Origin of the sequence: Bradyrhizobium sp. CCBAU 11386 (genome assembly GCF_028128955.1) — a bacterium.
In the GTDB taxonomy this organism is placed as follows: Bacteria; Pseudomonadota; Alphaproteobacteria; order Rhizobiales; family Xanthobacteraceae; genus Bradyrhizobium.
Map to the genome: position 1 here is coordinate 1 of NZ_LBKA01000024.1, position 7,819 is coordinate 7,819.

A 7,819-nucleotide genomic window follows, 5' to 3' on the forward strand; every position below is an offset into this window, starting at 1 on the left:
CACCGGCATGGCCGAAAGCGCCGCCTTAACTTGGCGGGCTTCCAAACTGACGGCCGGCAGCCCCAGTTCGATTAGATTTGCGGTCAGCCATTCTGACGTCGGTCCTGCCTCAAGGCCCACCCGTTCAACTTGACCAGCCCATGGTTCGAGGTACTGCACAATCCGATGGCGCGTCCGCCAACGTCGTTCCCTCCCGGATAAGCTTTCCGGTCTCGTCCACCGCACATACCGCAACGGAATTCAGCGAAACATCGAGGCCGACGTAGATCATGACGTTTCTCCTTCGGATAGAGTTGGTCCATGATCGTCAGTCAAAACGTGCCGCGCAGCAATAGGTCAGGCGATCGGGACCGAATACCCCATCTCTTCCGTGAACCTTGCTCGCTTCATCTGGCCGTCCTTCTTCGGGCCGGACTCCAACTCCTTCTGGAGGAAATACGCAGTGGCAGGTCACCTAGCACCGGGCTGAACCGGCCTAGACTAATACTGGTTATCCCGGGAGGCGCGCCATATTCGTGGGCCGTCGCCTTGGCTCCGTGGTGCAGCTTGGTCGTCCGCGCAAACACCACATTGTTTGTAACGAATGAATGCATCACCGTCCCATGTGTCCCAACGCCTCACAAGGTCCAGGATCCAGCGACTTTCCGCGACAGACGACTACTTCGATTCATCGTTCCGGTAGATCGTCCAACCAGCAAGCGGTCTCGGTGTATGGCCTCGAAAAGATCTTTCCAATTTTGTCCGCGCTCTTGTTCTGATGGTATCTCATATAAATGCGACCATCATCTCCAACATCGAGGATCTCGATCTTTCCGGTGTAGTGCGACATGATGTATTTGAAAGTCTTTTGGACGCCCGCAAGAAGCCGATTGACGCCGCGCGTAACCTCTACTCCGCGATAAAGTGGAATCTGAAAATGAGACGCACCCTTCACGGGCCTTGCTTGGAACAGATAGTACGGACGGACACCCATTTGGTGACACTTAGCAAAAGTCCGTGCCAAGATCTCGGGATTATCATTTACCTTTGAGAGAAGGACAGTTTGATTGAGGAACTGCACCCCCTGTGTCCGCAAAGTATGGATAACCCGCTCAGCATCATGCGATATCTCACCGATGTGATCGAAATGTGTGACAAGCACGGCTGTCTTGCCTGCATCACGGATTCGCTGGAAGAAAGCAGGTAGAGCAGGATCCCGGAATCGTTTCGGTTCGAAGGCGAAGAATTTTGTGCCGATTCGAATGGTCTCCAAATGCGGGATTGCGAGCAGGTGTGTAAGGATTTCCTCGAGCTTTGCTGTGCTAAGAACGAACGGATCACCTCCTGACAACAGCACATTCGTCATTTCAGGATGGCGGATAATATATTGGGCAGCCTTCGCGACGTCTGGTACGATTTCATCGGATTCTTTGCCCACCAGTCGTTTGCGGAAGCAAAAACGACAATAAGAAGCGCAACGGTTTGTTACCAACAGCAGGCCGGTCTGGGCGTACTTGTGCTGAAGCCCTGGTACAACAGTGTTGTCGTGCTCGCCGCTCGTATCCAACCTCCCAGGACTGTCGAACTCTTCGATTGAGGGCTCAACAATGTACTTCAGCTGGTCGTAGTAACCACTATTGACGATGTGTTCACGGTAGAACTTTGTGATGTGATAACGTGTGATGCCATGCGCCTGCACATCGCTTTCTGTGATCATGCGAGCGCCGCCATCTATGAATTTCATTACTGCACTGCGAAGCGGCGGATCGTGTTTAGGCCATGATTGTGGCAGACGATCGCCAGAGCCTGCCAGTGGGCTCGGCGTACAGTCCGTGTCCTCGATTTGGGTCAATGGAGAGGGTTCCATCTGAGCTCCTTTGGGCAAGCCTGAGGTCGTGCGGGAGTAGTTCCCAATCTACTCAGCAATCTGCGTGCCAAGAAGGTGTGGCGCTCCATCGGGCAACGCACTGCAATTTGAGCGTCCCAGCCGGCGCGGCACCATCCTCGTCACTCTGCTAGACTCGAGCATGGATGTCGTTGATCGGACAAAAGGTCGTTTCAACGCACGATGTCGCTAATCCGACCTTGCCGGCACCGGATAGAGCTAACAGGCCGCCAGCGCCATCTGAGAGCGTGCTTCGGGGCGGTCTTTGCTCGGCCAATGACATCATTTTGGCTTCATGAGAACGGTCGGCAGCGAGGGAATGCGTCACTCCGGTCGATATTGAAGCCACGCTGCTTAGCTGGATCATGATCTGTCGGCAAACCGGATCAATCCTGGGGAGGGCTTTTCGGAGCCGAATTCGCTTGACGTACAGATCGCGTGACAAGACGACGCTGCAAAGACCCAATCTCTGATCAGCCCGAATGCAAGGTTAACGAAATTGGCGCCGGATGTCTCGATCCGCAAAGCGTGACACGTCGCAGTAGCTCAATGGTCTCCGCCTAATAGAATTCCGTCGTTCGGGGCAAAAATCCTCAAATCTGAGATCAAGGAGATCTGTCCTCCGCTACGGCTTCACATCCTGCGGCATCGGAGGCGGCACCACGACGACGATAGCAACACCGGCGTGTCGGCGCGAGTTGCGCTTCAGCTGCGCAACAAAACACCACGCCTCGTCTCAAGCCCGAGCCGCGGTTAGCGGTCAGTGATCAAGGTCTGAGACTTTGTACTGCATCATGCATGAATGTCCCGAGATTCTCTAACGTGCGATCGTTGCATCAAGTAATTGAACACGAGCGGAAGTCGGCAGGAGGCAGGCGATGGATTTGGCCAGGTCGCGACTACGGGCGCCGCGTCGTCGCCGCTTGCGACCACCGCGGGCTTGGTAGGCCATCAGCCTCGACGCAACCGCGCTGGCACCGTCTAGGCGCGCTCGTGGAAATCGACTCGCCACCGGGCAAACACCCCATTCCCGAATGTGCCCATGGTAGGCTTAGAGCGAACCGACAGCGTCCAATCGCCTCCGATGTGAGAGCTGCAAGGAAAAGGCATCCACGGCTGGCCGTCAAGCGGGAGCCCCCTGCTGACGCAAGGCGCTGCTTGTCCGGTCCACAAGCGCAAGGCGCCAAAGACGATCGTCTCGGCTACATTCTGAAAGGACGAGGCTGAGCGTTAGACAAAACTGCGAGAACTCATACGTCCCGGCGCGCTCCTAGAGACTGAAATGTATCGACGATCCTTACGCGGCAGAACTACAAACGGTAACGGCGGCCAACGTTTGCGCCGCGTCAACTCCCAACTCTTGCAATTGATCCAGATGCGAGATGCGTGGCAACAGCTGATAAGTTATCCAACAGTCAGGAAGAACTTGGCACGCAACCAGCAGTCATCGCCGACAGTTTCGATCGATGTCTAAACCGTCGCCTGCAGACGCCGCCGATCAGGCCTCCCTCGTAGCGCTCTATGAAGGCCTACGATGATGTCTCTGGCCATGATGCCGGCAGCGCAGACAGTCCACCCCTTCACTTTTAAGCAGCTCCTGCAGAGAGCACTTTCATCAAAAGAGAGCACTCATGTTAGCACAACGGACAAACCTCTTTAACTCCTTGGATGCTCCCGCTGTGAGCAAAGCCAATCAGCTGCGCGCGACGGGCGAGGAAATCATCGACTTGAGCGTCGAAGATATTTGCAGCGATCTAAGTCCCGTCGTGCGTGACGGAGCTATAGCCGCCATAGACCGCAACCTCAACCGTTACACGGACACGATTGGGCTGATGAAGTTGCGCCGCGCACTTGCTCGCCAGGTTTCCGCCGAAACCGCTCAACCCTGGTCCGAAGACGAAATCGCGGTGACGAATGGCGCCAGACACGCGCTCCTCAACGTGGCCATGAGTATTTTGAATCCCGGCGACGAAGTGCTGATTCCAGCTCCGCATTGGAGTACTTTCCCAAACCAAGTTGCTTTAGCTGGCGGTCGGCCAATTTTACTAGAGACACGCCACAATAATTATGTACCGCAGCTTACGAATCTCGCGACGGCTATTTCATCAAAGACTAAGGCGATCGTTGTCAATACCCCGAACAATCCTACTGGAGCGGTATATGACCGTGACACCCTTGCCGACATTGCTCAACTCGCCATCGAACGGGATCTCTGGATTATCTTCGATGAACGGTACAAGGCCTTTACTCATGCCCCGCATGTTCACCAACCAATTGTGTCTGTGGCACCGCAAGCGCGCGATCGTACTTTGATCATCAACTCGTTTTCCAGTTCGTTGGCGTTAAGTGGCTGGCGAATTGGATATCTCGCTGGCCCTAAATCGGTCATTAGTGCAGTTAAATCCCTGCAAAACCTTGTGACGTCTAACGTAAATATCATCGCACAGCACGCACTACTCTACTATCTAGAACGGGGAGATCTTTACTTTCAAGCGCAGTTGGCGCGCCAAGTTGCAACCGCGCGAGCACTCGGATTGTCGGTTCTTTCGAACCTCGCATTGGTCCCCAAGCCTCCCGCGGAAGGTGGACTCTACTTTTATCTGGATCTTACCGAATTGCGCCGTAAGACTAATGCCACCGGCCGCGAAATTGACGCTGATGATGTCGCGAACACATTACTCATGAAGGCAGGCGTTTCAGCAGCTTCGGGCGCAGTGTTTGGGGACCCCGCAGGCATTCGGCTCTCGTACGGTATAGATTTCGCGCAATTGAACGAGGGCTTGCGGCGCTTAACTGAGATTCTAAACACGTGGAGCTGAGCTCATGCAACATGGCAGCTCAACCGGCTACACCGGGGCTGACTTGATCGCGTTTTCCAGCCACGCTGCGGCGACGATATCATCAGGTCTAGTCTCTATGGAGATTGCGATTCGCGGCGCGTCCTATGATCTAGGCCGCCGCCGATCGCCATGATGAGCGCCGCGGCGTATTCGGAAGCGCTGGTCTAACGAGCGAAAGCTGTGGCAGAAGCGCTCGATGCCGGCGCGAGCTTGGCGATCGCCGATCCAATCGGAATTCACCCGCCGCAGGTTCTTCGCCTCGCTCTGATGCTCGCGTCGGACGGCGTATTGCTTGCGGCACTCAAGTTGCGGCGCGGCCAAAGCCCTCACGCACGCGATCAAATCTCGGCGGCGATAGCCGCAAATCTTTTCAGCCGCCGGGAGCTGATATTGCTCGCGACTCTCGATATCAGAACTGGGCAAGATACCGCAATGCCGCCTCGCACAGCAACACCGTCGTCACTTCCTCATCGACAGCTGAGTCGAGCCTTGAATCCAACATCGCCGAGCGTGCCAGGCCACAAACACGAGAAAAGCAGCAGTCTATCTGCCGGTGATGGCGGCGGACGAACCTAAGCAACCATCGCATTGCTGCTGCAGACGAGTGAAGGACGTCGACCCGAGCGCCACGCTAAGGCTTCAGCCTAGCTCTAACGCCCGCCAAGCATCAAATAGACGCACTTATGAACAGCGATTGATGTCCTCAAGCCCCGCTTATCTGACATCCGCCTCGCATGACTGACGTTTCTATCCAAGGGCTTACGCCTCGTCGCGTCTCAAGCTCTGAGCTGGCCCCGGTTGTCTGAACAGAATATCCGCGTCGATAAGTGGAGCCTCTGCCGGGGTTAGGCTGCCGTGCGGAGCGGCAGCGGGGTGAAGTAGGCTTGATCCGGTGTGCTGCCGTCAAGGCTAACCGGATGCCGCTGGCCTACCGTTCGGTTCCCCCAGCAGATGGAGCTACCAGCATATCATCTCTGTCATTGCCACTAACAAGGCTCCTCAATTCTTCGCCCGTTAGCCAGTGAATCCAATCGTCGTCTACAATTTCCTCCTCTACGAGCTTCAATATCGATCCGCCGGGTTCCTGATGCGCGTATCCATATTGCGCGACAATCCCCTTGGCCACGAGCTGGCTTGATACGAGTCCACATACGAATTGAGGCGCCCACATCGCGAAAGAAACGCCCCTTGCTATTCCTGACATGATCTTGGGCATACCCCGCCCCCTGAAGTCTCTTCGTACCCAAAGATCACCATGATAGGCTACTCTCCCTCGTATTTCTTTGGCGCTTGGCGCAGTGCATGTGCAGTGATCTCCAGGATGTGCATGGGCGGTCGGATCAGCGTAAAATGCCCTTAGAGATTCAAGGTGCTCTGCAAAGCAGCTTCGCGAGAGATCGTACAGTCGAGCAGCCTCTACAACTGCCACCTCGTTTTTTTTGTCCACTCCTACGATCCAATATCCGTCCCCGAATTTGATCGGCGAGCGGTCTGGCCGGAACATCGGATATGTCCGCGCCTTGGTTGGAGTTGCTCGCGTAATTGATACATACTTATGAAAATCGAACCCTATCGAGATCTTAATTCCTTTCTTCGCCGCATCTTCATCGTATGTTCGCAGATAGCGTGAGACCTGCAACGGGTTAATTAGGCTTTTCATTGGGCACCTCGTCCTCTCGCAATGATCCGGTGAAAGGAGCATCGACCTACATCGCTTTTTTACACTTTGAGTTAGTATCCAAAACAGCTTTGATGAACTACCTGTTCTGGTGGGGGATGTTGCTCTTGAGATCCGTTGCTCCGACTCGAGGATGAGGGTGACTTAATGGCTTCGCCTCCGGGAGAGTAGTGCGCCCGTCGTCGCCAATTGCGCGCCTCGCTGCGATCGATTTCCACGCTAACAACACCGCTGTTAAGCGCCGAGCTAACCCGTTCAGGCTTCAAACGAAGCTTCCAATCACGCGATCATCTACGGCAAATGATTTGCCGAGTCGGCCATCGAGATCGCGTACGGCGAGGAAGCACGGGGTCAAGCTGCGGCAGTCCTATCTGCGCATTGCCAAAACCGCGACAATGATGGCGGGACGCGGCGCGCTCATCGTCCGGCAGCTGTTGGGCGGCCAACCACGCCCGGCCGCGGGCGTTGAAAAGACCCCTGCTGACCAGTGATGAGGTGGTGGTCGAAGCGACTGCCAACAGCATGGCGGTGTCGCGGGTTCTGGCGCCGTTCGCTTGTCCATCTCATCCTGGATCACGGCGGTCAGCGCCTTCTCGGCCATCCGGCGCGGCTCCAGGAAACCCGGGAAGGAGCTTCCCTTGCGCAGCTTGGGAATGCGCAGCTCGACGGCCCCGGCGCGCGTCTCCCAGCTCCGATCGCGGTAGCCGTTGCGCTGGGCCAGGCGCTCGGCGTTCTTCTCGCCGTAGGTCGCGCCGGTCAGCCCGGCGACCTCCAACTCCATCAGCCGCTGGGCGGCAAAGCCAATCATCTCGCGCAGCAGGTCGGCGTCGGGGGCCTTCTCCACGAGCGCGCGAAGGTTCATCATTTCGTCGGTCATCGGTGGTTCCTCGAATCAGGTTGGTGTCAGCAACCCGACCCTACCGGCGAATTGCCGGTGACCACCGCAAAGCCGTCCACCCGCTACGGCGCTATTTGAGGGCGCGCGGGCGGACGGCTTTGCTCTACCGAACTACACCATCACTGGGGACACGACCTGCGCCAAGGGCCGCTGGCGCTGGCTCAGCTCTGCAGAGCGATGAATTTTGCATGATCCAAGCGCCGCCCCGATTGCGGCCAGATTTGGGGCGGCCAAAGACGCCTATGGAAAGGAGTGGCGTCGAAACGTCGTCCCGTGGACCGTACCTCCAAGCATCAACGCTGCGCCAGATGCGCCGAAGCCCCTTGAGCGACGGCCGTTATGATGTTTGCTCACCGATTGCTTGCGGAAATAGAGAGAGAGAGAGAGAGAGAGAGAGAGAAGTGGGACGAGCATCTCGCGCTCTGTCTCCTGATGAAGAAGAGAACTTTATCACCGCTAGCTTAAAGGGGGCACCGTCGACGATCCGATGCGCAAAAGGATCCTGAGCGGCAGAGTCCAGGGCTAGCTCCCTCCCCCCG

The 7,819-nt window shown here is 56.3% G+C and carries 4 protein-coding genes and 1 pseudogene; 1 reads left to right on the forward strand and 4 read right to left on the reverse strand.

Going from position 1 to position 7,819, the window contains the following annotated elements:
* Positions 1–124: 124 nt before the first annotated feature.
* The gene (locus XI09_RS06155; protein ID WP_271566083.1) at positions 125–271 is read right to left on the reverse strand and encodes a hypothetical protein; all 147 of its coding nucleotides are present in this window, start codon (positions 269–271) and stop codon (positions 125–127) included.
* A gap of 396 nt (positions 272–667) precedes the next feature.
* A complete protein-coding gene (locus tag XI09_RS06160) occupies positions 668–1,723 on the reverse strand; it encodes a KamA family radical SAM protein (protein ID WP_442869538.1) in 1,056 nt (351 codons plus the stop codon).
* A 1,820-nt stretch (positions 1,724–3,543) separates the two neighbouring features.
* Here XI09_RS06160 and XI09_RS06165 point away from each other — a divergent pair.
* Positions 3,544–4,683, forward strand: a complete 1,140-nt coding sequence (locus XI09_RS06165; RefSeq protein ID WP_333939035.1) for a pyridoxal phosphate-dependent aminotransferase — start codon at positions 3,544–3,546, stop codon at positions 4,681–4,683.
* Between the two features lie 949 nt (positions 4,684–5,632).
* Here XI09_RS06165 and XI09_RS06170 read toward each other — a convergent pair.
* Both XI09_RS06170 and XI09_RS06175 read right to left on the reverse strand, forming a co-directional pair.
* Complete coding sequence (locus XI09_RS06170) at positions 5,633–6,364, reverse strand: hypothetical protein (protein ID WP_271566086.1); 732 nt, start codon at positions 6,362–6,364, stop codon at positions 5,633–5,635.
* Positions 6,365–6,947: 583 nt separating this feature from the next.
* Positions 6,948–7,259 (reverse strand): annotated as a pseudogene (locus tag XI09_RS06175) (transposase); the annotation flags it as partial.
* Between the last annotated feature and the right edge of the window lie 560 nt (positions 7,260–7,819).

Coding starts and splice junctions, on each gene's coding strand:
- XI09_RS06155 (WP_271566083.1), bottom strand. CDS start 271: ATGATCTACGTCGGCCTCGATGTTTCGCTGAATTCCGTTGCGGTATGT.
- XI09_RS06160 (WP_442869538.1), bottom strand. CDS start 1,723: ATGAAATTCATAGATGGCGGCGCTCGCATGATCACAGAAAGCGATGTG.
- XI09_RS06170 (WP_271566086.1), bottom strand. CDS start 6,364: ATGAAAAGCCTAATTAACCCGTTGCAGGTCTCACGCTATCTGCGAACA.